Annotated in this window: 25 protein-coding genes and 1 other RNA gene; 10 read left to right on the top strand and 16 right to left on the bottom strand. The window is 70.0% G+C overall.

Annotation, left to right across the window (positions count from 1 at the left end; genetic code table 11):
• Window positions 1-44: 44 nt before the first annotated feature.
• The 5 genes from ACQW02_RS15540 to ACQW02_RS15520 all read right to left on the bottom strand — a co-directional run bounded on the left by ACQW02_RS15540 (window position 45) and on the right by ACQW02_RS15520 (window position 3,913).
• The gene (locus ACQW02_RS15540) at window positions 45-1,058 is read right to left on the bottom strand and encodes a phosphotriesterase family protein (protein ID WP_431280821.1); all 1,014 of its coding nucleotides are present in this window, start codon (window positions 1,056-1,058) and stop codon (window positions 45-47) included.
• Window positions 1,055-1,783 carry an FkbM family methyltransferase gene (locus ACQW02_RS15535; protein ID WP_431280820.1) on the bottom strand — a complete coding sequence of 243 codons (729 nt, stop codon included), beginning with the start codon at window positions 1,781-1,783 and terminating at the stop codon, window positions 1,055-1,057. The genes ACQW02_RS15540 and ACQW02_RS15535 overlap by 4 nt, the downstream gene beginning before the upstream one ends.
• A 3-nt stretch (window positions 1,784-1,786) precedes the next feature.
• Window positions 1,787-2,437, bottom strand: coding sequence for a thiamine phosphate synthase (thiE, locus tag ACQW02_RS15530; protein WP_431280819.1), 651 nt, complete (start codon window positions 2,435-2,437; stop codon window positions 1,787-1,789).
• Between the two features lie 69 nt (window positions 2,438-2,506).
• A complete protein-coding gene (locus tag ACQW02_RS15525; RefSeq protein WP_431280818.1) occupies window positions 2,507-3,424 on the bottom strand; it encodes a class I fructose-bisphosphate aldolase in 918 nt (305 codons plus the stop codon).
• Window positions 3,425-3,481: 57 nt separating this feature from the next.
• The gene (locus ACQW02_RS15520) at window positions 3,482-3,913 is read right to left on the bottom strand and encodes a hypothetical protein (RefSeq protein WP_431280817.1); all 432 of its coding nucleotides are present in this window, start codon (window positions 3,911-3,913) and stop codon (window positions 3,482-3,484) included.
• 134 nt (window positions 3,914-4,047) lie between these two features.
• Here ACQW02_RS15520 and ACQW02_RS15515 point away from each other — a divergent pair, with 134 nt between their 5' ends.
• The 7 genes from ACQW02_RS15515 to ACQW02_RS15485 all read left to right on the top strand — a co-directional run bounded on the left by ACQW02_RS15515 (window position 4,048) and on the right by ACQW02_RS15485 (window position 8,486).
• Window positions 4,048-4,323 carry a hypothetical protein gene (locus ACQW02_RS15515; RefSeq protein WP_431280816.1) on the top strand — a complete coding sequence of 92 codons (276 nt, stop codon included), beginning with the start codon at window positions 4,048-4,050 and terminating at the stop codon, window positions 4,321-4,323.
• A gap of 6 nt (window positions 4,324-4,329) precedes the next feature.
• Window positions 4,330-4,671: a cell division protein ZapA gene (locus tag ACQW02_RS15510; protein ID WP_431280815.1), complete on the top strand. Its 342-nt coding sequence runs from the start codon at window positions 4,330-4,332 to the stop codon at window positions 4,669-4,671.
• 9 nt (window positions 4,672-4,680) lie between these two features.
• Window positions 4,681-4,837, top strand: a non-coding RNA gene (gene ssrS / locus ACQW02_RS15505) — 6S RNA.
• A 28-nt stretch (window positions 4,838-4,865) separates the two neighbouring features.
• Window positions 4,866-5,456: a 5-formyltetrahydrofolate cyclo-ligase gene (locus ACQW02_RS15500; protein ID WP_431280814.1), complete on the top strand. Its 591-nt coding sequence runs from the start codon at window positions 4,866-4,868 to the stop codon at window positions 5,454-5,456.
• Between the two features lie 4 nt (window positions 5,457-5,460).
• A complete protein-coding gene (locus ACQW02_RS15495; RefSeq protein ID WP_431280813.1) occupies window positions 5,461-6,279 on the top strand; it encodes a TIGR00282 family metallophosphoesterase in 819 nt (272 codons plus the stop codon).
• 90 nt (window positions 6,280-6,369) lie between these two features.
• Window positions 6,370-7,416 (top strand): GSCFA domain-containing protein, encoded by a 1,047-nt coding sequence (locus tag ACQW02_RS15490; protein ID WP_431280812.1) that lies wholly within the window; start codon window positions 6,370-6,372, stop codon window positions 7,414-7,416.
• The gene (locus ACQW02_RS15485; RefSeq protein WP_431280811.1) at window positions 7,413-8,486 is read left to right on the top strand and encodes a WcbI family polysaccharide biosynthesis putative acetyltransferase; all 1,074 of its coding nucleotides are present in this window, start codon (window positions 7,413-7,415) and stop codon (window positions 8,484-8,486) included. Before ACQW02_RS15490 ends, ACQW02_RS15485 begins: the two co-directional genes overlap by 4 nt.
• Window positions 8,487-8,556: 70 nt before the next feature.
• Here the strand turns inward: ACQW02_RS15485 and ACQW02_RS15480 are convergent, their stop codons facing one another.
• The 8 genes from ACQW02_RS15480 to rpmI all read right to left on the bottom strand — a co-directional run bounded on the left by ACQW02_RS15480 (window position 8,557) and on the right by rpmI (window position 16,380).
• The gene (locus ACQW02_RS15480) at window positions 8,557-9,234 is read right to left on the bottom strand and encodes an ABC transporter ATP-binding protein (RefSeq protein WP_431280810.1); all 678 of its coding nucleotides are present in this window, start codon (window positions 9,232-9,234) and stop codon (window positions 8,557-8,559) included.
• A complete protein-coding gene (locus ACQW02_RS15475) occupies window positions 9,231-10,475 on the bottom strand; it encodes an ABC transporter permease (RefSeq protein ID WP_431280809.1) in 1,245 nt (414 codons plus the stop codon). Before ACQW02_RS15475 ends, ACQW02_RS15480 begins: the two co-directional genes overlap by 4 nt.
• Window positions 10,472-11,467 (bottom strand): efflux RND transporter periplasmic adaptor subunit, encoded by a 996-nt coding sequence (locus ACQW02_RS15470; RefSeq protein ID WP_431280808.1) that lies wholly within the window; start codon window positions 11,465-11,467, stop codon window positions 10,472-10,474. Before ACQW02_RS15470 ends, ACQW02_RS15475 begins: the two co-directional genes overlap by 4 nt.
• A gap of 50 nt (window positions 11,468-11,517) precedes the next feature.
• Window positions 11,518-12,123: an MSMEG_1061 family FMN-dependent PPOX-type flavoprotein gene (locus ACQW02_RS15465; RefSeq protein ID WP_431280807.1), complete on the bottom strand. Its 606-nt coding sequence runs from the start codon at window positions 12,121-12,123 to the stop codon at window positions 11,518-11,520.
• Window positions 12,120-14,603, bottom strand: a complete 2,484-nt coding sequence (gene pheT / locus ACQW02_RS15460; RefSeq protein WP_431280806.1) for a phenylalanine--tRNA ligase subunit beta — start codon at window positions 14,601-14,603, stop codon at window positions 12,120-12,122. Before pheT ends, ACQW02_RS15465 begins: the two co-directional genes overlap by 4 nt.
• Window position 14,604: 1 nt before the next feature.
• Entirely contained in the window at window positions 14,605-15,690 is a 1,086-nt protein-coding gene (pheS, locus tag ACQW02_RS15455) for a phenylalanine--tRNA ligase subunit alpha (RefSeq protein WP_431280805.1), read from the bottom strand.
• Between the two features lie 93 nt (window positions 15,691-15,783).
• On the bottom strand, window positions 15,784-16,161 hold the full coding sequence (rplT, locus tag ACQW02_RS15450) for a 50S ribosomal protein L20 (RefSeq protein ID WP_431280804.1): 378 nt from the start codon (window positions 16,159-16,161) through the stop codon (window positions 15,784-15,786).
• Between the two features lie 12 nt (window positions 16,162-16,173).
• A complete protein-coding gene (gene rpmI, locus ACQW02_RS15445; RefSeq protein ID WP_431280803.1) occupies window positions 16,174-16,380 on the bottom strand; it encodes a 50S ribosomal protein L35 in 207 nt (68 codons plus the stop codon).
• Window positions 16,381-16,618: 238 nt separating this feature from the next.
• Here rpmI and dapF point away from each other — a divergent pair, with 238 nt between their 5' ends.
• Genes dapF through ftsY form a run of 3 tightly spaced genes read left to right on the top strand, consistent with a single transcriptional unit; the run spans window position 16,619 to window position 19,726 of the window.
• On the top strand, window positions 16,619-17,428 hold the full coding sequence (dapF, locus tag ACQW02_RS15440) for a diaminopimelate epimerase (RefSeq protein ID WP_431280802.1): 810 nt from the start codon (window positions 16,619-16,621) through the stop codon (window positions 17,426-17,428).
• Window positions 17,425-18,645 (top strand): MiaB/RimO family radical SAM methylthiotransferase, encoded by a 1,221-nt coding sequence (locus ACQW02_RS15435; protein WP_431280801.1) that lies wholly within the window; start codon window positions 17,425-17,427, stop codon window positions 18,643-18,645. Before dapF ends, ACQW02_RS15435 begins: the two co-directional genes overlap by 4 nt.
• Before the next feature lies 1 nt (window position 18,646).
• On the top strand, window positions 18,647-19,726 hold the full coding sequence (ftsY, locus tag ACQW02_RS15430; RefSeq protein WP_431280800.1) for a signal recognition particle-docking protein FtsY: 1,080 nt from the start codon (window positions 18,647-18,649) through the stop codon (window positions 19,724-19,726).
• A gap of 10 nt (window positions 19,727-19,736) precedes the next feature.
• Here ftsY and ACQW02_RS15425 read toward each other — a convergent pair whose 3' ends face one another.
• From ACQW02_RS15425 to ACQW02_RS15415, 3 genes are all read right to left on the bottom strand, one after another.
• The gene (locus ACQW02_RS15425) at window positions 19,737-20,111 is read right to left on the bottom strand and encodes an antibiotic biosynthesis monooxygenase family protein (RefSeq protein ID WP_431280799.1); all 375 of its coding nucleotides are present in this window, start codon (window positions 20,109-20,111) and stop codon (window positions 19,737-19,739) included.
• Complete coding sequence (locus tag ACQW02_RS15420; protein ID WP_431280798.1) at window positions 20,108-21,391, bottom strand: patatin-like phospholipase family protein; 1,284 nt, start codon at window positions 21,389-21,391, stop codon at window positions 20,108-20,110. The genes ACQW02_RS15425 and ACQW02_RS15420 overlap by 4 nt, the downstream gene beginning before the upstream one ends.
• A 115-nt stretch (window positions 21,392-21,506) precedes the next feature.
• The gene (locus ACQW02_RS15415) at window positions 21,507-22,295 is read right to left on the bottom strand and encodes a hypothetical protein (protein ID WP_431280797.1); all 789 of its coding nucleotides are present in this window, start codon (window positions 22,293-22,295) and stop codon (window positions 21,507-21,509) included.
• Between the last annotated feature and the right edge of the window lie 43 nt (window positions 22,296-22,338).

Raw genomic sequence — 22,338 nt, 5'->3', positions numbered from 1 at the left:
GGACCGGATTTCCTGGACGTCAGTGGGGCCGAAAGCCTGAACCGTCAGGCGAAGGTCAGCAACCGGCGCGGCGAATGAACCAGCACCTGGTCGACCTCGGCGGCGGAAAAACCGCGCTCCAGCATAAGCGGCGCGACGTTGCGGAGGATATGGCCATAGCCGTGCCCGCCAAAGGCGCGCAGCCGCGTCAGCCGGCAGATATCCTGCGAAATCAGCATGCGGTCGCCATGCCCCGCATCCGCCAGGGCGCGCAGCATCTGGATGCGCTGGCCATCGTTCGGCATGTCCACCGGGGCGAAGGACCAATAGGCGTGTTCGTAGCCGAACAGGTCCAGTTCCAGCACGCAGCCGGTGTCGGCCAGGCGCAGCAGCCGGTCGGTGTCGAATATCGTGCGGTCCACATGATCGATGATGGTGCGCGACACATCGCCGCCCAGCGCGCGGATAAAGGCGATGATCTCGGCCGGCTGGTCCGGATCCACGCCGGGGTGGATGGTGATGCTGGCGCCGGTTTCCTGCTGGGCCAGCACCGCGGCCGTCATCACGCGCCGTTCCAGCGCGGTCCAGGGCGCGGAACAGCCGATTTCGCCGATGATCCCGGCGCGGATGTCCGTCCCCCAGGCGCCGGTGCGGACTGCGGCGATCATCTCGGCGGCAAAATCCTCGACCGTGCGGTCGTGGTTGGCGGGGGCCTGGAATTCCTCGGTGTAGTGGCCGCAGCCCATGATGATGGCGACACCCGTGGCGCGGGAGATCTCGGCCAGGGCCACGGGGTCAGGGTCCAGCCCTCCGATGGTCAGTTCGACGATCGCCTGGCCGCCATCCTCGGCGAAGGACGCGACCTCGGCGATCGCAAGCTCCTGGTCCAGCAATTGGAATTTGGCCGTGTGCCGCTTGCGGCCGTAGTCGATGTCGAAGCGGCTTTGCATGGTGATGGGGGCGTCGAAGCCGGGCACGCCACGCAGGGAAGGCGGCGTGATGTCGCAGATGATGTGTTCATGCATCAGCGTGCGGCCGAGCGTTTCGGGTGCGATGTCGCCCAGGACTGTTCGGATCATGCAAGCCTCGCCAGCAGCGCCGCCGCGTTTTCGCGCGGCAAGGCGTAGAAGATGAAGACGTAGGGGTCCGATGCCTCGAACACGCTGGGGTCGGGGCTGGCGCGCTGCATCGTCGCGCGGTCCAGCCCCGCCACGGGGAACCAGCGGTCACCGAGTTCGAACATCACGTCGTAGCCAAGCGCGTCCAGATAGGCCGGCACCGCCCAGGTGGAGCCGGCGCGGTGGCGTTCCTCGACCTCGGCGGTGATGACCGGGCGGCAGCGCAGGAGGGTGTCCCGGGCGCCGCGCAGGACTTCGTATTCGGCGCCCTCGGCATCGATCTTGATGTGGGTCAGGTCGCGGAGGCCGAGGGAATCGATGGTGCGGATCGGCACGGTCAGGCGTTCGACCGCGACGCGGCCCCGGTCGTAGCTGGCGTAATCCTTGGCGGTGGAGGCCCATTGTTCCTGCGCGACGCCATCCAGCACGGGGATCGACAGGGTGATGCGCCCGGACTGATCGCCCAGGGCCTCGGCATGCAGGGCGACGTGGGGCGGCACGGCACCGCCATGGGCCGCGGCCATCGCCGCGGCCAGGCGCGAGAACGCCCGGGGCAGGGGTTCGAAGGCGATGACCCTGCTATCCGGCAGGCAGGAGAAGGGGATGGTCAGCAATCCGTCATGCGCGCCGACATCCAGGATGGCACCGGGCTGATGCAGGCGGCTGTGGAAAGTGACTTCGTCCATCGCCTAGCCTTCCTCGGCCCCGGCCATGGCGGCGTTCATCGCCCGGACCCCGGCGGCTGGCCCCTGCGGATGGTTCCACACGGCACCCACCACGGCCAGGAAATCGGCGCCGGCGCGAACCAGCGGGGGGCAGTTTTCGGCGGTGATGCCACCGATGGCGACGCAGGGGACCTCAAAGATCTCCGACCACCATTCCAGCAACTCGGTATCGGCGACGTGCTCCGTCACTTTGGTCTCGGTTGGGAAGAAGGCACCGAAGGCGACGTAGTCGGCGCCGATTTCGCCGGCCTTCATCGCCAGGTCCCGGCTGGCGTGGCAGGTGATGCCAAGCATCCTGTCCGGCCCCAATAGCCCGCGGGCGGCGGCATGGTCGCCGTCGGATTGGCCCAGGTGCACGCCATCGCAACCGGTCGCGACCGCCAGGGCCGCGTTGTCGTTCAGCAGCACCGCGACGTTGCGGGCCTGGGCGACGGGCAGCAGCGCTTCCACGGCGCGCTTCACGGCGTCGTCGGGCGCGTCTTTCAGGCGGATTTGCAGGGCGGCCACATCACCCGCGTCCAGCGCCGCGCCCAGCAGGTCGCGAAAGGCCAGGGGGTCGAAGACCGGCGGGGTGATCAGGTAGAGGCGGCAGGGGTCGCGGGGTTCGTCATCCATGCGATGCATGTGACGCCAGCGACGCGCCAGGGGAAGGGGGCGGCGCGCGATGCGCCGCCCCCGCCCGACTTACAGCTTGGTCTTGTAGACCTCGATGATGCTGGCCAGCAGCGCCAGGGCATCGGCCTTGCTGCGCTGGAAGGCGTTGCGGCCGACGATGCTGCCGTTGCCGCCGCCGGCATGGATCGCGCGGACGTCGTCCAGCAGGCTCTCGTTGCTGCGGGCCTCACCGCCCGAGAACACCACCAGGCGCCGGCCGTTGAAGCAGGCCTGCACGATATGGGCGATGCGCTTGGCCGGGTCGTTCTCGACCGGGAACTTTTCGTAGGTCTTCTTCGCGGCATCAAGCGAGATGGCTGCCGTCGGCGGCTTCACCTTGATGATATGGGCGCCCGACAGGGCGGCGATGTGGGCGGCATAGGCCGCGATGTCCAAGGCCGTCTCACCGGTCTTGTCCAGCATCGGGCCGCGCGGATAGGACCAGACGACGACGGCGAGGCCGGCGGCCTTGGCTTCCTCGGCCAGTTCGCGCAGTTCTTCCATCATTTCGAACTGGTATTCGCTGCCGGGGTAGATCGTGAAGCCGATCGCCGAGCAGCCAAGCCGCAGCGCGTCACCGACGGTGCCGGTCACGGCCTGGTCCTTGGTCGTGGACAGGCTGTTGCTGCTGTTGACCTTCAGGATGGTCGGGATCGCGCCGGCATAGGTGGCGGCACCGGCCTCGATCATGCCGAGCGGGGCGGCATAGGCGTTCAGCCCGGCCTCGATCGCCAGTTCGAACAAATAATGCGGGTCATAGGCCGCGGGGTTCGGGCCGAACGACCGTGCGGGGCCGTGCTCGAAACCCTGGTCCACCGGCAGGATGACCATGCGGCCCGTGCCGCCCAACTTCCCTTCCATCAGGATGCGGGCGAGGTTCGCCTTGGTCCCGGGGTTGTCGCTCTCGTACCAGGACAGGATTTCCTTGACGCGGCGCGTGAGCTTCATGGGCCTGAGACCTTTCCGAATGGGGCGGGCCGGCCATAGCCGAACCCCCGCGCGCTGTCACGCGCCGGATCGGGGCCAGGCGGCGATCAATGCCCGCAATCGGGCCAGCGCGGCGGGCCGACCCAGGTCCAGACCGGCCAGGTTCAGTGCCTTTGGCCGTTCAGGCAGAAGGGCGGCACCGGCCTCGGCCGCCGCGGCCGCGACGGCGGGAAAACCCGGGTGGCGTCCGTCCAGCACCAGGCACGGCAGGCCCGCGCGCAGCCCGGCCAGCGCATGGCCGGGGGCGGCGGCGCAATCCAGCGCGTGCCGGTGCGCGACGCCGGGCACCCGCGCCGCGGCCTCGGCGATCAACGCGGCCCAGCCGTGCGGACCCAGCCATGCGGCGGCCCCCGGGGGGGATAGCAGCAAGGGCACCAAAGCCCCGGCGGTGGCCAGCACCGCCGCTGCTTCGGCCGTATCCCGCACCTCCACCGCGACCGCGCTGTTCACTCCTGGTTGACCCTGCCTATCCGCCATGCGTAAAGCCAAGGCATCGCCAAGGCCGCCTGTCGAGGGCCTGGGCGTGGAGCAAACGAGGCCACGACGATTCTACCCGTGCCGACATCTGCTGACCCGAGGCTGCCGTGAGCGCCGAGGACACGACACCCGAGGATCTGGCCTGGGCGCGGCTTGACGCGGCGCTGGACCTGCTGGCCGCCCGCGCCGATGCCGCCCGCGCCAGGCTGGATGCCGCCGCGCGCGGCGAATCCGCCCCGCAGGACGGCGCCAGCCGCATCGAATTCGCCGCCCTGGCCGACCGGCTGGACGCGACCCTGGCCCGGTTGCGCGCCGCCGCCGAGCCGCCAGCACCCAATTTGCCAGCGTCGGGGCCGCAAAACAGCGCCCCGGCCGAGGAATAAGCCAAGATGGCCCAGGTCACGGTCCGCGTCGGCGGCTATTCGCACCCGGTTTCCTGCGAGGACGGGCAGGAAGCGCATCTGGTGGCACTGGCCGCCGAACTCGACCGCCGCGTCGCCTCGATCCGCGCCATGGGCGGCCAGTATGGCGAATCGCGCCTGCTGCTGCTGGCCGGGCTGCTGCTGGCGGATGAGTTGCACGACATGCGGGTGGACCTGTCGGCCGCCCGTGGCGGGGCGCCGCTGCCGGCGGCCGAAGCCTCATCGGCCAGCGATCCGCGCCTGGCCGAACGCATCGCGCGGCTGGCCGAACGTATTGAAGGCATTGCCGCGACCCTCGACCGGCCCTAAGTGCAGCGGGCGGAGCTGCCCGGTTAGTTGAGGCAAGCACATCCCCGGGGCCAATGAGCAACCTCCGGGAGCTGGCTCTGCCCGGATCGTGGTCCGGGTACCTGGCGCCCACCTGCACCAGCAGGTCCATGGAGGATGACACGCCGACGGCCATGGCGGCTCCGCACTTATTTTTTGGATCAGGTGACATATTGATGGAATCGGCCGTGGCCGGCGACACGCCCGATGATCCGACCTTGCGCGCCGCCAAGGTCGTGATGCGCCGACAGGCCGTCGCGGCCCGCATCGGGCGGGATCCCTTGCTGGGCGTACAGATGGCCGACCACATCCTGGCCCAGGCCCGCCCGCCTGCGGGCGCCGTGGTCGCGGGCTACGCCCCCTTCGGAACCGAGATCGACCCCCGCCCCTTGCTCGCGGCCCTGGAACGCCGCGGCCACACGCTGGTCTTGCCGGTGACATCGCCGCGTGGGCAGCCGCTGCGGTTCCGCCGCTGGCGCTTCGGCGCACCGCTGGCCAGCGGGCCGATGGGCACGCGCCACCCGGCCGAGGGCGATTGGATCGACCCGGACTGGCTGCTGGTTCCGCTTCTGGCCTTCGACCGTGCCGGGCGCCGCCTGGGCTATGGCGGTGGCTATTACGACCGCACCCTCGCGCGCCTCCCTGACGCCACGGCGGTCGGCGCCGCCTATGCCGCGCAGGAAATGCCGGAGGTTCCGGCCGGGCCGCATGACGCCCTGCTGCCCCTGATCGCCACTGAAACCGGCCTGATCGCCACTGGAGCCTGACTGCGTGCGAATTCTTTTCTTGGGCGACGTTGTCGGGCGTTCCGGACGTGATGCGATCGTGGCCCACCTGCCCGGGCTGCGCGCCCGGCTGGCCGCCGACCTGGTGGTGCTGAATGGGGAAAATGCCTCCCACGGGTTCGGCCTGGCGCCGGATATGGCGCGGTCCTTCCTGGTCGCGGGGGCCGATGTGGTCACGCTCGGCAACCACGCCTGGGACCGCAAGGAGATCATTCCCTTCCTTGAAACCGAACCCCGCGTCATCCGCCCGCTGAATTTTCCGCCGGGCACACCGGGGCGAGGGCATTACGAAGTTGTCCTGGCCGATGGCCGCCGGGCGCTGGTGGTGCAGGCAATGGGTCGGTTGTTCATGGAGGCGCTGGACGACCCTTTCCGCGGCACCCAGGCGCTGCTGGCGCCGTACCGGCTTGGGGCGGGGGGTGTGTCGGCCATCGTGGTCGATTTCCATGCCGAGGCGTCGAGCGAGAAACTCTCCTTCGCGCATTCCTTCGACGGGCGGGTGTCGCTGGTGGTGGGCACGCATACCCACACGCCCTCGGCCGACCACCAGGTGCTGGTGGGGGGCACGGCCTACATGACCGATGCCGGCATGTGCGGTGACTACGACAGCGTGATCGGCATGCTGAAGGGGCCGGCCGCGCTGCGGTTCTGGCGCAAGGTGCCGGGCGAAAAACTGGCCCCGGCGGAGGGGGAGGCGACCCTGTGCGGCTGCTTTGTCGAAACCGATGACGCGACGGGGCTGGCGAAGCGGATCGAACCGGTCAGGCTGGGGGGGCGGTTGAGCCAGGTGGTGCCGGCTTCCTGATCGGAAATTGAACCGCCCTTCGCGGGCAGGGTATTGTCGGCGACGTATCGCCTTGGTTCTGCTTCAACCTCCGATGGTCCAGGAGCGCGCATGCCCAACCCCTATACCGGCCGGCCCGACTTCAGCTTCTGGAAGCGCAGCGTCGCCATCGATGCCGCCGATGTGGATCCCGTCGTTTCCGCCAAGATCACCATCGCGCAACAGGACCGCGTGGCGACCGCCGGCAGTTGCTTTGCCCAGCATATCTCCCGGACGCTGATCCGCCAGGGCTTCAACTACCTGGTGACGGAAACCGGGCCGGAGGCCCGCGGCTACGGGGTCTTCCCCGCACGCTTCGGCAATATCTATTCGGTGCGGCAATTGCTGCAATTGTTCCGCCGCGCCTACGCCATCTTCGAACCGCGGGACGAGGCCTGGACCCGGCCCGATGGGGCCTTGGTCGATCCCTTTCGCCCGCAGGTCGAACCGGATGGCTTTGCCACCATCGATGCGCTGCGCGCGGATCGCGAGACCCATCTGGCCGCCGTGCGCCTCATGTTCGAAACCTGCGACGTCTTCATCTTCACGCTGGGGCTGACCGAGGCATGGCGATCGACCGCTGACGGCGCGGTCTTCCCGCTCGCCCCGGGTGTCGTGGCGGAGGCTGGCCACGCGGATGTCGCATTCCACAATTTCGACGTGGCCGAGATGACCGCCGACCTGCGCGCCTTCATCGCCGACCTGCGCATCGTCAATCCGGCGGTGGGCATCATCCTGACCGTGTCCCCCGTGCCGCTGATCGCGACCTATGAGGACCGGCACGTCCTGGTTTCCACCGCCTATAGCAAGGCCGCCTTGCGCGTGGTGGCGGAGGAGGTGAGCCGCCAGGATCCGGGTGTCGCCTATTTCCCATCCTATGAAATCATCACGGGCGCCCACGCGGGCAACAGCTTCTATGAGCCAGGCCTGCGGGAGGTGACGCCGCTGGGCGTGGAGACCGTCATGGCGCTGTTCTCCCGCCATTGCCTGGCGAGTGAAGCCCGGCCGGCGCGCGTGCTGGCCCCGAGCGTCGCCTCGGCCGCCCGCACGGCGTCGGATGAGCGGGACCTGGTGGCGCTCCAGGCCATCGTCTGCGACGAAGAAGCCATCGTGCGATGAAGATCGGTGTCGTCGGCAACTGCCAGATGGGGGGCTTCGTCGACTGCCTGCGCGTGCTGGCGCCTGGGCATGATCTTCTCGTCGTCCGGCTCGATGTGGACGAGCCTGACCGCGATCTGGCGGGGCTCTCGGATGCGCTGGTGGCTTGCGATGCGCTGTTCTCCCAGGTCGTTCCTTCCGGTCCTTGTGGCCCGCTTGCGACGGATGCGCTGCTGCCGCGCGCGCCTGGCACCATCATCCTGCCCAGCCTGGCCTTTGGCGGGTTCCATCCCGATTGCACCTACGCCTGGCACGGCGACGGCGCCCCTGTGATAGGCCCGATGGGGCCCTACAACTCCGCACTCGCCCTGGCCTGCCATCATGAAGGGCTGCCGCTGGATCGGGCCGTGCGACTGTTCAACGCCTTCACCTTCGCGGCACTGGGGTACTTCGACAAATTCGACAACGATACGCGCGTCCTGCGGCGGCAGATCGACGCGCTTGGCTTCGACTTCGGCGCACTGACGGCCGAGGCACCGGCGGTCTTCATGCATGTCGTCAATCATCCGACGATCGAGGTGCTCTTCGCGCTGGCGCGGGCCGCACTGCGTCGCGTCGGGATCGTGCCGGCCGATGCGGCCATCCCGGCGGACCGGCTGGCGCAAAAGGAGGTATGGCCGCTGTTTCCCGAAATCGCCGCGCGCATCGGTCGCAAAGGCGCATTTCGGATCCAGGACATTGTGTTCAAGAACGAGGCCCGGCGCTTCGACCTGCGCGCGATGATCGAGGCCTCCTACCGCGCCTATGCCGCTTGCGCGCCCTTCACGATGCCGCCGGCGGCGGAGCGCGCCCGCGCCTTCATCCGCGGCGAGGCCCCGTCGCGGGCGGTGCAGCGGCCGGTGGGAGTTTCGGTTGAGGACGTCAAGACGGCCTATCGACTGATCCTCGGGCGGGAATGTGAAAGCGACGAGATGGCACAGCGCCAGGCGCAGATCCGTCGCGATTTGGCGCAATTGCGCAGGGCCTTGATCCTGTCCCCCGAGTTCACCGCGCAACTGGCCGAGATGGGATTGCACGCCGACCCGACCTGACAGGCTGCTGCAACAACGGCGTTCGCGATCTGAAAGAGGCTGCGCCACCGCCCCGTCTTACCAAAACCGGCTAACCCCGCTCGTCGCTCACCACCCGCCCATCGACCAGATGGACGCGCCGCGTCGCGCGCCTGGCCAGTTCCACGTCATGCGTGACCGTCACCACCGCACGCCCCTGGTCGCGTGCCAGGCGTTCGAAGATGTCGAAGACCGCGGCGGCATTCTTGGTGTCGAGGTTGCCCGTCGGCTCATCCGCCAGGATCAGGGTCGGATCATTGGCCAGGGCGCGCGCGATCGCCGCCCGCTGTCGCATCCCGCCCGAGAGTTGTTCCGGCAGCTTGTGGCCCTGGCCGGCCAGCCCCAAGGCGTCCAGCAACGCATTCGCCCGCGCCCGGGCATCGCGCCCGCGGAGCCTGTCCAGCCGCCGGATCGGGATCAGCACATTGTCCAGCGCATCGAATTCCGGCAGCAGGAAATGGAACTGGAAGACAAAACCGATGCGCGACAGGCGCAGGGCCGCCAGGTCGGCCGGTGCCAGCCCGGCGGTGTCCGCCCCGTCCAGCAGGATGCGCCCCTCGCTCGGCCGGTCCAGCAAGCCCAGCAGATACAGCAGCGAGGATTTGCCGGACCCCGATGGCCCGATGACGGCGACGAATTCCCCGGCCTCGATCACAAGGTCGATGTCCTGCACCAGGGTGACGCCGCCGGGCAGGCGCTTGCCCATGCCGATCGCGGCCAGCAGGCTCATCCGGCCCCCCGGATGACCTGCACCGGGTCCAGCCGCGCGGCCCGCCTTGCCGGCATCAGCGCAGCGACGGCGGCCGAGACCAGCGCGAAGACGCAGCCGATCGCATAAAGCCGCCAATCGCGCGCCAGCAGGAAGCGGTCATTGCCCGCCGGCGTGCCGATGCCGAAGCGGACCTGGGCCAGGCCCTCGATCATCGCGGCCCCCAGGGCGCAGCCGAGGATGGCGCCGATGAACCCCGCGGCGATGCCCTGGATCAGGAACAGCCGCTGGATGTCGCCTTCCGTGAAACCCAGGGACTTCATGATGGCGATGTCGCGCGTCTTCTCGAAGACCACGGTCGAGACGATGTTGAAGATGCCAAAGGCCGCGACCAGCAGGATCGCCCCCGTCACGCTGTACATGATCGCGTTCTGGATCACGAAGACGATCAGGATGTTGCGGTTGGATTCCTCCCAGGATTCCGTGCGGTTGGCGAAGCGGCCTTCGATCAGCCGGGCCATCGGCTCGGCCTGGGTGACATCGGCCAGCCGCATCTCGATCCGGTTCACCACGTTCGGGCGGTTCTGCAGGACCTGGTTGACCGTCAGCAGCGTGTAGCCGGCCGATTGGTCCAGCGACTGGATGCCGGTGCGGAACAGCCCCACGACCTTCATCGACAGGGTGACCCCGGCCGGGGAGATCGCGGAAAAGCTGTCGCCCATCGACAGGCCGAGCCGCATCGCCAGGCCGTCGCCGATCACGATGCCATTGGCCGCCGTGCGCAGATCCTCGATCCGCCCGGCGATCATGTCCTTGCTGATGTTGGACACCCGCGCCTGACGCACCGGGTCGATCCCGGAGATCGAGGCCGAGACGTCGCGCGCCCCATAGCGCAGCAGCGCCTGGCCGGTCAGCACCGGGGCGGCGGCCAGGCCCGGCATCGCCTCCAGCATCGCCAGCGTATCGCCCGAGGCGCGGATGCCGCGCACGCGGTCGCGCGGCTTGATGCCGTTCACCGACACCGCCGCATCCGGGAAAGCCAGGAAGGCCGGCTGCGCCGGCGGGGTGCGGGTTTCGTCCTTCATCGTGATGTGCGGGGCGACATCGATGGTCTGGTTGATGAAATAGGTCTGGAAGCCGCGCATCACCGAACCGATCGCGATGAAGAAGGCGACGCCCAGCGCCACCCCAAGCACCGACACCAGCGTCTGCCGGCGCCGGCGGCCGAGCATCCCGAAGGCGATGTCCCAGAGCAGTTTCACGACCGGATCCGCACGCGCTGGCCGGCGGCCAACCCGGACACGGGCTCCACCACGACCATTGTGCCGGCGGACAGGCCCTCGCGGATTTCGATCGACCGGGGCGCTTGCACGCCGACCCGGACCGGAATCCGACGCAGTACGCCATCCTCGACCACAAAAACATGCCCGTCGCGCAGCGCGTCTGGCGACACCAGCACCGCATCCGGCGTTTCGCGCAGCACGATGTTCGCCTCCACCGTCATGCCGATCAGCAGCGGTGTATCAAGCGGCAGCGCCAGGCGCACGCGATAGGCTTTTCGCGTCGTGTCGCCGCGCGGGGTGATGGTCGCGACCGTGCCGGTCAGCACCCGCCCCGGGAAGGCATCGGCGCGCAAAACCACCTTCTGACCGGGGGAGACACGGGCGATGTCTTCCTCATCCACCTCGGCCGAAACCCGCAGGGGGGAGGGTTCGCCGATCCAGAACAGGGTCGCGGGGGTGTCGACGATCTCCCCGACCTCCACGTCGCGGCGCAGGACCACGCCGGCGGCGGGGGCGCGGACGACGAAATCATCCAGGCGCCGCAGGATGGCATCGGCCACGGCGCGGGCGGCGCGGGCCTCGGATTCGGCGCGGTCGAGCGTGGCGCGGGCGGCGATGTCGCGGCTGACCAGTGTGCGCACCCGGGCGACGTCCTCGGCGGCGTAGCGGGCACGGGCCTCGGCTTCCTCGACGCGGGCGCGGGTTTCGCGATTGTCCAACTGGGCCATGGGCTGGCCTTCGGTGACGCGCTGGCCTTCCTCCACCAGCACGGCGGTCACGCGGGCGCGGGTCGCGGGGCCGACGCGGGCGATGGTCACGGGTTCGACGCTGCCGGTCGCGTAGACGGCCTCGACCGCCAGCCCCGTCGTCGCGGGGGCGAGCGTCACGGGCAGGGGGAGGGATTGCCAGCCATACCAGCCGCCGGCGCCGACGGCGGCCAGCAGGGCCAGGATCAGGAGTTTTCGCACCATTCCGCGCCCTTGTGGCACGTCCTGCGTGCCCGCGCGACGAAGCGTAACGGTCAGTAGAGGCTGGCGGCCACCCGTTCCGGCATATCGGCGTCATAGGCCGCGGCATCGACCATGCCGCCGGTATGCGCCGCCAGCATTATCCCCGCCGTCGGCACCGCCGGGCGCGCCCTGTCCCCCCAAAGCCCGGAGCGGATGACGGCGCGCTGGCACTGCATGAAGACCTGGGCGGCCGTTACCAGCAGCACCGTCACGGGGGCCTTCCCGGCAACGGCGAAGCGGGCCAGCAGGGCCGGATCGGTGCTGATGGTGGCGGTGCCGGTGATGCGCAGGCCCTCGCCAGCGCCAGGCACCAGGAACAGCAAGGCCACGCGCGGGTCGTCGATGATGTCGCGCAGCGCGTCGATGCGGTTGTTGCCGCGCCGGTCGGGCAGGGCGAGCCTGCCGTCGTCCAGCAGGGTGACGAAGCCCGGCGCATCGCCCCGCGGCGTCGCATGCAGCCCGCGCGCGCCGCTGGTCGCCAGGATGCAGAAGGGCGAGGCCGCGATGAAGGCCGCCGCCGTCGCTTCGATCCGGTCCGTCACCTTGGCCAGCACGATGTCGCGCGGGGTGTCGTAGAGGGCCGCCAGGGCCTCCTGCGTGGTGACGTCCTGGCTCATCGCAGCACCGCCCCGGTGGATTTGGCCACGGCGGCCACGATCTTCTGGGCCACCGCTTCGATCTCGGCCTCGGTCAGCGTCTTTTCGCGCGGCTGGAGGGTGACTTCGATCGCCAGGCTGACCTTGCCCTCCGGCAGGCGGTCGCCGGCGTAGCGGTCGAACAGCGCGACCTCGGCGATCAGCGCCCGTTCCGCGCCGCGTGCCGCACGCAGCACGGCATCGGCGGCGACGGTCGCATCGACCAGGAAGGCAAAATCACGCCGCACCGGTTGCAGGTCGGACAGGTCCGGCGCCCCGCGCTTGCGGCGCTTGGGGTCGGGGATGGCGTCGAGGAAGACCTCGCAGGCCACGACCGGCCCGGCGATGTCCAGCGCGGCCAGGACCCGCGGATGCAGCGCGCCAAAATGCGCCAGCACGGTTTTGGGCCCCTGGCGCACCACGCCGGAGCGGCCGGGGTGGTAGAAGCCCGGCGCATCGGCGGTGACCGACAGGGCGGCCGCCGGCACGCCCAGGGCGGCCAGCACCGCCAGCGCATCGCCCTTGGCATCCAGCCAATCCAGCGCTCGGGCGGGCGCGTCCCAATGGCGCGGTGTCTCGCCGGTGCGGACGCAGGCGGCGATGGTCAATTGCCCATCGGGCAAAGGCGACCGCCAGCCGCCCCCGACCTCGGACAAGGCGACGGCCGGGATGCCCCGCGCTGCGTTGCGCCCGGCCGCCAGAACCAGGGTCGCGACCGGGGTCGGGCGCATCTGGTCGAGGTCGGAAGCGATGGGGTTCAGCAGCCGCAGGCTGTCCGGCACATCGCCGAACAGTGCCGCCTGGTCGCGCGCCATGAAGCCGAAGGTCACGCTGTCCAGCGCCCCCCGTGCCCCAAACACCCGCCGCGCCAGGGCGGACCGCGCCTGGCGCTGCGTGATGGCGGGCGGCGGCACGGCGGAGGGGGCGGGCAGCGACACCGCCGGCACCACGTCCAGCCCGCCGAGGCGCAGCACTTCCTCCAGCAGGTCGCATTCGCTTTCGATGTCGAAGACGCCGATCGCGGCCTTTTCGGCATCTAGTCCCGGCGCCGGGTCCAGCGCCTGGGCCATGACGCGATAGTCGGAGGCGTCGGAGGCCACGTCGTTGCGCCAGGACGGCACCGCGACGGTGACCTTCTGCGCGTCGAGGTGTTCGACGGCAAAACCCAGCGCCTCCAGCCGTGCGCAGGCGAGTTCCGCCGGCACGTCCAGCCCGCCCAAGCCGGCCAGGCGTTCGAAGCGCAGGGTCGCACTGCGGCGCCAGTGCGGGCGCGCGCCGGCGGCGACGACCTCCGATGCCTCACCACCGCAGAGGTCGAGGATCATACGCGTCGCGGCCTCGACCGCATCGCCCAGCAGTTCCGGATCCAGGCCACGTTCGAAGCGCGACCGGGCGTCAGTCGCAATGCCATGCCGCCGGCCCGTCTGTGCGACGCGCACGGGATCGAACAAGGCGCATTCGATGAAGGCTTCGGTGGTGTGTTCGTCGCAGCCGGAATTCTGGCCGCCGATGACACCGCCCAGGGATTCCGGCCCGTGGTCGTCGGCGATCACGAGGTCGTCGGGGGTGACCGTGACCTCCTTGCCGTTCAGGGCAAGGAAGCTTTCGCCCTCCCGGCCCATGCGCATGGTCAGCACGCCGCCATGCACCTTCTTCACGTCAAAGACGTGCAGCGGGCGGCCGAGGTCGAAGGTGAAGAAATTCGTGACATCGACCAGCTTGCTGATCGGACGAAGGCCGATCGCGGTCAGCCGGTCCTGCAGCCACTGCGGGCTGGGGCCATTGTGCAGGCCCCGCAGGGCACGCCCCAGGACCTGATGGCAGGCCTGCGGGGCGGCGATGGACCATTGCAGCGGGCTGGCGAAACTGGCGGCCACGGGGGCCGCCGACCATGGCTTCAGCGCGCCCAGGCCAGCGGCGGCGAGGTCGCGCGCGACGCCGCGGATCGACAGCGCGTCGCCACGGTTGGGGGTCACGCTGATTTCGATCACCGGGTCCGACAGCCCGGCCCAGACGGGGTAGGAGGCGCCGACGGGCGCGTCCTCCGGCAGGTCCACGATGCCGGCGTGGTCGTCGCCGAGGCCCATTTCGCGCGACGACAACATCATCGCCTCGGATTTCACGCCGCGGATCTCGCCGATCTTCAGGGTGACGCCGGTGCCGGGAATGAAGGCGCCGGGCAGGGCGACGACCGCCAGCATTCCGGTCCGCGCATTCGGCGCGCCGCAGACGACCGAGCGAATAATGCCATCGCCGATATCGACGCGGCAGGCGCGCAACCGGTCGGCGTTCGGGTGCTGCACGGCTTCCAGCACGCGCCCGATGCGGAATTCGGCAAGGGCGGCGCCGCGGTCCTCGATGCCTTCGACCTCAAGCCCGATGGTGTTCAGGCTGGCCGCGATCGCGGCGGCATCGGCGTCGGTGTCGAGATGCTCGCGCAGCCAGGAGACGGAGAACTTCATGTCACACGCCCTCCGACAACGAGGCCGGTGACAGCACGGGGGCCGAGGTGGCGCGCAGCCAGCGCACGTCGCTTTCGTAGAAGGGGCGCAAATCAGGCAGTCCGTGCTTCAGCATCGTGATGCGTTCGATCCCCATGCCGAAGGCAAAGCCCTGCCATTCGCGCGGGTCCAGCCCGCAATTGGCCAGCACCTTGGGGTGAACCATGCCGCTGCCCAGGATCTCCAGCCAATCGCCGCCGCCGCCCAATTCGCCGGTCTTGCGGTTCCAGCCGATGTCGACCTCCATCGAGGGCTCGGTGAAGGGGAAGTAGGAAGAGCGGAACCGCACCGGCAGGTCGCCGATGCCGAAGAAGCCGCGCAGCGCGTCGATCAGGCAGCCCTTGAGATGGCCGAGCGTGATGTCGCGACCGATGACCAGGCCCTCGACCTGATGGAACATCGGCGAATGGGTCGCGTCATGGTCGGCGCGCCAGGTCCGGCCGGGGGCGATGATGCGGATCGGTGGGTTGCCGGCCAGCATGGTGCGGACCTGCAATGGGCTGGTCTGGGTGCGCAGCACGGTCTGGAAGCCGTCGCCATGGGCGGGGGGCAGGTAGAAGGTGTCCTGGTCCTGCCGTGCCGGATGGTGGCCGGGGATGTTGAGCGCCGAGAAATTATACCAGTCGGCCTCGATATCCGGCCCTTCGGCGACCGCGAAACCCATGGCGCCGAAGAGGGCTGTCAGTTCCTCGATCGTGCGGGTGATCGGGTGGATCGCGCCCTGGTCGGGACCGGCGGGGGGGAAGGGGCGGGCGGGCAGGGTGACGTCGACGCGTTCCGCCGCGAGGCGCGCATCCAGGGCCACCGCGTCCAGCGCCACGCGGCGGATGTCCAGCGCCGCCTCCAGCGCCGCCTTGACCGCATTCACCGCGGCACCCCGTTCGCGCCGCTGGTCGGCCGGTACACCGCCGAGCGCCTTGAGCAAGGCGGTCACGGCGCCGCTCTTGCCCAGGGCGGCCACCCGCACCGCATCCAGCGCGCGCGGATCGGACGCGGCGTCGATGGCCCCCAAATACTCGGCCTGCAGGCTGGTCAGATCGTCGGACATCATCATTCCAGACATGGAAAGGGCCGCCCGTGCCCTACGACACGGGCGGCCCCGGTTCCGCGAAAAAATCTCCCGGCAGCGCCGGGAGGGTGATCAGACTGCCGGGGCCGGAGCCGCCGCGATGGCGTTCTTCGCGGCTTCGACCAGCGCGGCCAGGCCGGGCGCGTCGTCCATGGCGATAGCGGCCATGGCCTTCCGGTCCAGCTCGATCCCCGCGGCCTTCACACCGGCGATGAACACCGAATAGGTCATGCCGTGTTCGCGGACGGCCGCATTGATGCGCTGGATCCACAGGGCGCGGAATTCACGCTTCTTGTTGCGACGGTCGCGGTAGGCATACTGGAGCGCCTTCTCAACCCGCTCAAGAGCGGGGCGGTAGGCGGTGCTTGACCGGCCCACATACCCCTTGGCGAGGTTGAGGATTTTCTTGTGGCGGGCGTGCTTGGTTACGCCGCGTTTGACACGTGCCATATCGCGCTCTCCTTACCGGTCCAGGCCATAGGGCAGCCATTGCATCACCGTGACGCCATCCTGGTGCCGCAGCACCTGGCTACCGGTGTTCTGGCGCTTCACCTTTGACGAACGGGCGGTCAGGTTGTGGCGCTTCTTGCCAGGGCCGGCCATGACTTTGCCGGTGGCGGTGATCTTGAAGCGCTTCTTAGCGCTGCTCTTGGTCTTACGCTTGGGCATTTGGTCCTCCATGTTCGGCCGGCATGGCCGAGGGGGACGCACCACGCCGCCAGGATGGCGGGGGCGCGCAACGCCACGGCCGGGCATGCCCCAACGGGCCCGGACGCGTGGCGAGGGCGGGCCTATAACCGGCCAAGGGAGCGAGGGCAAGGGCATCCCGGCGTGTTCGATACACCTGGCCCTTGGAGCAGAGGCTTAGCCGGGGCATATGCGCCTTGTCATGATACCTTTCCGCAAGATGCACGGCCTTGGCAACGACTTCGTCGTGCTGGACGCCCGCGCCGCCGCCCTGCCCATCGGCCCCGATGCCGCCGCCGCCATTGGTGACCGCCACCGCGGCGTCGGGTGTGACCAGATCATCGTCATGGAACCCCCCGGCGACGACGCCGACGTGTTCATGCGCATCCGCAACCCCGATGGGTCGGAGGCCGGGGCCTGCGGCAATGCCACGCGCTGCGTCGCGAGCCTGGTCGCGGCGGAGCTGGGGCGGCCCGAGATCATGGTTCGCACGATTTCGGGTGACCTGGCCTGCACCGTGCATGCGGATGGCAGCGTCACCGCGCTGATGGGCGTGCCGAAGACGGAATGGCATGATGTGCCGTTGGCACATGTGCACGACACGCTGCACCTGCCGCTGCAACGCGGCCCGCTGGCCGATCCGGCGGCCGTGAGCATGGGCAACCCGCACGCGACCTTCTTCGTGGCCGATGTGGACCGCATCCCGTTGGGCGATCTGGGTCCGGGCCTGGAACACGACCCGATCTTCCCGCAGCGCGCCAATATCGGCGTCGTGCAGGTGGTCGCGCGCGACCACATCCGGCTGCGGGTCTGGGAACGCGGGGCGGGGCTGACCCTGGCCTGCGGGTCCGGTGCCTGTGCGGCGCTGGTCAATGCGGCGCGGCGCGGGCTGACCGATCGGCGGGCGGCGGTGGACCTGCCCGGCGGCCGGCTGATGATCGAATGGCGGGACGATGGCCAGGTGGCCATGACCGGGCCCGTCGCGACCGCGTTTCGCGGGATGCTCGACCTGAACGCGCTGAGGGGATGACGGGTCCGCGCACGCTGTCCTTCGGCTGCCGGCTGAACGGCGCCGAAACCGCCGCAATGGCGCGGCTGGCGGGGATGGGCGGCGCCGGGGCAGAAACCCTGCTGGTCAATACCTGCGCGGTGACGGGGGAAGCCGAGGCCCAGGCCCGCCAGGCCATCCGCCGCGCCCACCGCGACGACCCGGCCCTGCGCATCACCGTCACCGGCTGCGCCGCGACCATCGACCGCACCCCCTGGGCGGCGCTGCCGGGGGTCGCGCGGGTGGTGCCGAATGCCGAGAAACTGGCCCCTGCCACCTGGGGCGCGTCGGGCGAGGAAGCCCCGCTGGCCGAAACCGGTGGCCGCACCCGGGCGATGGTCCAGGTGCAGCAGGGCTGCGACCACCACTGCACCTTCTGCGTCATCCCGCAGGGGCGGGGTGCGGCGCGATCGGTCCCGGCCGGGCGCGTGGTCGCGACCATCGCGGCCCTGGCGGCCGGTGGCGTCGCGGAGGTCGTGCTGACCGGCGTGGATATTGCCTCCTGGGGCCTGGACCTGCCGGGCGCGCCACGGTTGGGCGACCTGGTCGGCGCGGTGTTGGATGCGGTGCCGGGCCTGCCGCGCCTGCGCCTGTCCACCCTGGACCCGGCGGCGATGGACGAGACGCTGTGGCGGCATTTTGCCGAGGCGCCCCGGCTACTGCCGCATCTGCACCTGTCGGCGCAGCACGGGCATGACCTGATCCTGAAGCGAATGCGGCGCCGCCATGCGCGCGCCGATCTGCTGGCACTGGCGGCGCGGGCACGACGGCTGCGGCCGGATGTGGCGCTGGGGGCCGACCTGATCGCGGGTTTCCCGACTGAGGATGACGCCGCCTTCGACGCGCTGCTGGCGCTGGTGGGGGAGGCTGGGCTGTCCTTCCTGCATGTGTTTCCCTACTCGCCCCGGCCGGGCACGCCGGCGGCGCGGATGCCGCAGGTGCCGCATGCGGTGGTGCGCGCGCGTGCAGCGGCGTTGCGGGCGGCGGGGCGCGATGCCGCCGAACGCTTTTTCGCGGCCAGGGTCGGTGCGACCGAAAGCGTGCTGCTGGAGGCCGACGACCGCGGCCACAGCGCGCATTTCGCCCCCGTCCGGCTGGCCCGGCCGCTGCCGGGCGGGCGCGGGCAGATGATCGCGGCCCAGGTGACGCGCGCGACGGAGGATGGTTTATGGGCGGAACCTTTGGGGCGGGCAGCATGACATGGCGCTGAAGGATGTCTGGGGCCGCCTGACCGGGCGGCGCGAGGAGCCGGCCACCCCGCCGCCGCCGGCCGCCCCGCCGCCGCCGGCCGCAGAGGTCCTGCCGCCACCGCCGCCCGAACCGGTCGCGGCCGAACCAGACCCCGAACCCGCGCCCCAGCCCGGCGGCTTCTTCTCACGCCTACGCGCCGGGCTGTCGCGCAGCACGGCGCGCCTGACGCAAAGCATCGCCGCCACCTTCACCAAGCGCCGCCTGGACGACGCGGCCCTGGAGGAGTTGGAGGAGACGCTGATCGCGGCCGACCTCGGCCTGCCAGCCGCCCAGCGCATCGTCGCGGGTTTCCGCAAGACGCGCTTCGGCCGCGAGGTGACGGATGAGGAAGTCCGCACCGCCCTGGCCGAGGAAATCGCCGCCATCCTGGCCCCGGTCGCGCGGCCCCTGGTCCCCGACACCACGCTGGCCCCGCATGTCGTGCTGGTGGTGGGCGTGAACGGCACCGGCAAGACCACGACCATCGCCAAGCTGGCGCAGCTTTGGCGGGAAGAAGGCCACGCCGTCTGGATGGCCGCCGGCGACACCTTCCGGGCCGCGGCGGTCGAACAATTGCAGGTCTGGGGCGAACGCACCGGCTGCCCCGTGGTCGCGCCGCAAAAGCATGGCGCGGATGCCGCCGGCCTGGCGCATGACGCGCTTTCCCAGGCGCGCGCGGCGGGGGCGGGGATCCTGCTGATCGACACCGCCGGCCGGCTGCACAACAAGGCCGCGTTGATGGAGGAACTGCGCAAGGTCGTGCGGGTCCTGCGCAAACTCGACCCCGAGGTGCCACATTCGGTGCTGCTGGTGTTGGATGCGACCACCGGTCAGAACGCGGTCAACCAGGTGCGCGTGTTCCGCGAGATGGTGGATGTGACCGGGCTGGTGGTGACCAAGCTGGACGGCAGCGCCAAGGGCGGCGTCGTGGTGGCGCTGGCGCAGGAATTTGGCCTGCCGGTGCATGCGGTCGGCGTGGGGGAGAAGGCCGCCGACCTGCGGCCGTTTGACGCGCGGGAGTTTGCGCGCGGGTTGATGGGGCTGGACTGACGGCCCCGTTTCAGAACGCCGGCCCGATGGGGCAGGCGGCCGGCACTTCCTTCGCGCGCAAATCCTCGGGCGCTTCGTCCCGCTCGTGAAGCCCGTAGTCGCGCATCACCGCCGCGACCCGCAGCCGGTAGCCGGCAAAAACCCCGGCCCGCCCGGCGTCCTGCGCGGGTCCATGGGCCGGATGGCGGCGCCAGGCGACCACCGCCGCTTCGTCGCGCCAGAACGACAGCGACAGCAGCTTGTCCGGATTGACCAGGCTGCGGAAGCGCTCGACGGAGATGAACCCGTCCATCCCCTCCAGCACCGGGCGCAGGTCGGCTGCGAATTTTAGGTAGTCCGCCTCCCGGCCCGGGGCGGGAAGGACTTCGAAGATGATGGCGATCATGTTGTCGGCGGGCGCCGCCGTGGTGCCTGGACCGGGGTCGACGGCGTCGGGGGGATGGCCGTTTGCGCATGCGCGCCATTCGCCAGCGGCGGCTGGGTCGACCATTCGAAGCCGGCGCGCGCGCGTTGCAGTCCGTTCTCGAACAGCTCGCGCATATACTCCGTCTCGAAGGGTTCCTTGATTTCACGCGTGAACTCGGGGCCGATGTAGCCCAGGCGGTAGTTCACATGATCCGCGCGCGCGGTGTTGTAGATACGCACGACGTCATTGTAGCCGGCGGCGAAAATCATCGTGGAGATCGCGCGCCCGGCGATGCCCATGGTGCGGCGCTCGATCGAGGCCCATTGGGAATCGAGCCGCGCGTTGCGGATGACATAGGCGTTGATATCCCGCACCGGCTGGCGGGCCGCGATGCGTTCGCGCCGCAAACGGGTCAGCGCCGGCGGGTAGAGGAAGACCTGCGCGATGGCGCCGCCATCGACATGCATTTCCTGCTTCGCCACGCCATCCACGGTCACGTCGATCATGACCGGCGAGAAAGCGCCGGGGATCGCGGCCGAGGCGAGCATGATCTTCCGCACCAGGTCGGCGCTGCCCGGATGGCCGCTGGCCGCGATCGCGCCGATGTTCCAGATCACCGGCGTCTGCGCGTCGAGGTTGGTGGTGCCGATCAGCAGTAGGCGCCCGTTGCGATAGGCGGTGGCGATCGCGGCCAGCGACCGCGGCGTGATGTAGCGGGTGATGGTGTTGTACAGGGGCGTGTTGTCGGCCAGCCCATCGGCGAAGATCGCCGTCGGCAACCAGCGCGCGCGCAGCACATCGGCCGCGGTCGTGTTCGTATAGACCTCACGCAAGGCGCTGTCGTATTCCGAACCGAGGAAGGCGAAGGGCGCCGTCAGTGCGCCGGTGGAAACGCCGGTCACCAGGTCGAAGACCGGGCGGGTGCCGGCTTCGGACCAGCCGGCCAGCACACCGGCGCCAAAGGCTCCATCTTCGCCACCGCCCGATACTGCCAGCAGGTTCAACGGCCGCATCGGGCCGCTGATCGTATCGCCGCGGGATAGGGTCGAGATCACCTCCGCTTCCAGGGGGCCGGCGCCCTCACCAAAAAGCTGGAAGCGTTCGTTGGGCAGGCCAAGCACGCTGGCCGCCAGCGTACGGTCGCGCGGCACGGCGGACAGGCGTTCGGGGGATGCGCAGGCGGAGAGGGCAGCCGCGCCGCCGAGTGCGAAAAGGCCGCGCCGAGAAGCGCCAGGCGGCCGGGTCGTCTGATCCGTCATATGCGAGGGTGTCCCGTTGTTCGGCCGCCGTCCCGTGCAGGCGCCATGCCATCACATGCCTTACCTGGGCGGCTTTGTGCAACCGCGACCCGGTGTCATCGACCAACCGGCCGTGTCACGGCAGCAGCGGTCGTGCCGATGCGCGCAGTGACTGCACCGCGGCATCCAACTGGTCCGGGCTGACCAGCCAAGGTTCACCGGGCTCGGTGGTCGTGGGCAGCAGGTCCGCCAGGGCGGCGAGGGCGGCGGCGGTGGCGCGCACGGCGGCCGCATCCCAGCCGGGGCTGGTGGCGAAGGCATCGCGCGCCAGGGCATCGGCCCGGGCCAGGGCACCATGGCTGCGCGCGGCCAGCACTGCGTTCACCACGTCGCCGCAGCCCATCGCCGCGCGCCAGGCGTGGGCTGACCAATCCAGCAGCGCCATGGCCCGCGCCAGGCGGGCTTGCGGTGCGTCGGGTGGGATTTCATCGGCCAGCATCGCCGCGGCGATGATGCGTGCGAGCACGTCCCGCGCGGTGCCGAGCGCCAGCACGGCGCCGAGGGTGGGGTCATCCACGCCACCTATCTGGACGAGCAGGACTTCCACGCGCCCCGTCGCCGTGGCCATGACGATGCGTGCGAAACCGTCCTGGCCCGCTTCATCCAGCGCGCGTGCCGCCTCGGCATCGGCCAGCAGGGAATCCAGCAGGGCGACACGTCGGCTTGCAGGGTCGGATGTCGCGGCACCCAGCTCTGGCGGGTGGTTGGATGGCGGGTGGCAAGCGGCCTGCGCCGCCATGGCGCCGCAGGAGACCGCCAGAAGGGCCGCCGCCGCGCACCAGGCCCGAAGGGGCATGGCCCGGCGGGGTGGCAAATGCGGGATGGCCATGGCGGGGGCGTCCTCGGGGTGCGTGGATGACAGCATCCGACCAAGCCCACGACTTCCGCAAGCGGTGGAACGTGTTGCC

It is taken from the genome of Humitalea sp. 24SJ18S-53, from assembly GCF_050632385.1.
Classification (GTDB): domain Bacteria; phylum Pseudomonadota; class Alphaproteobacteria; order Acetobacterales; family Acetobacteraceae; genus Humitalea.
The sequence above is the reverse complement of the archived record's forward strand: the minus strand, read 5'-3'. Positions and strand labels throughout refer to the sequence as shown.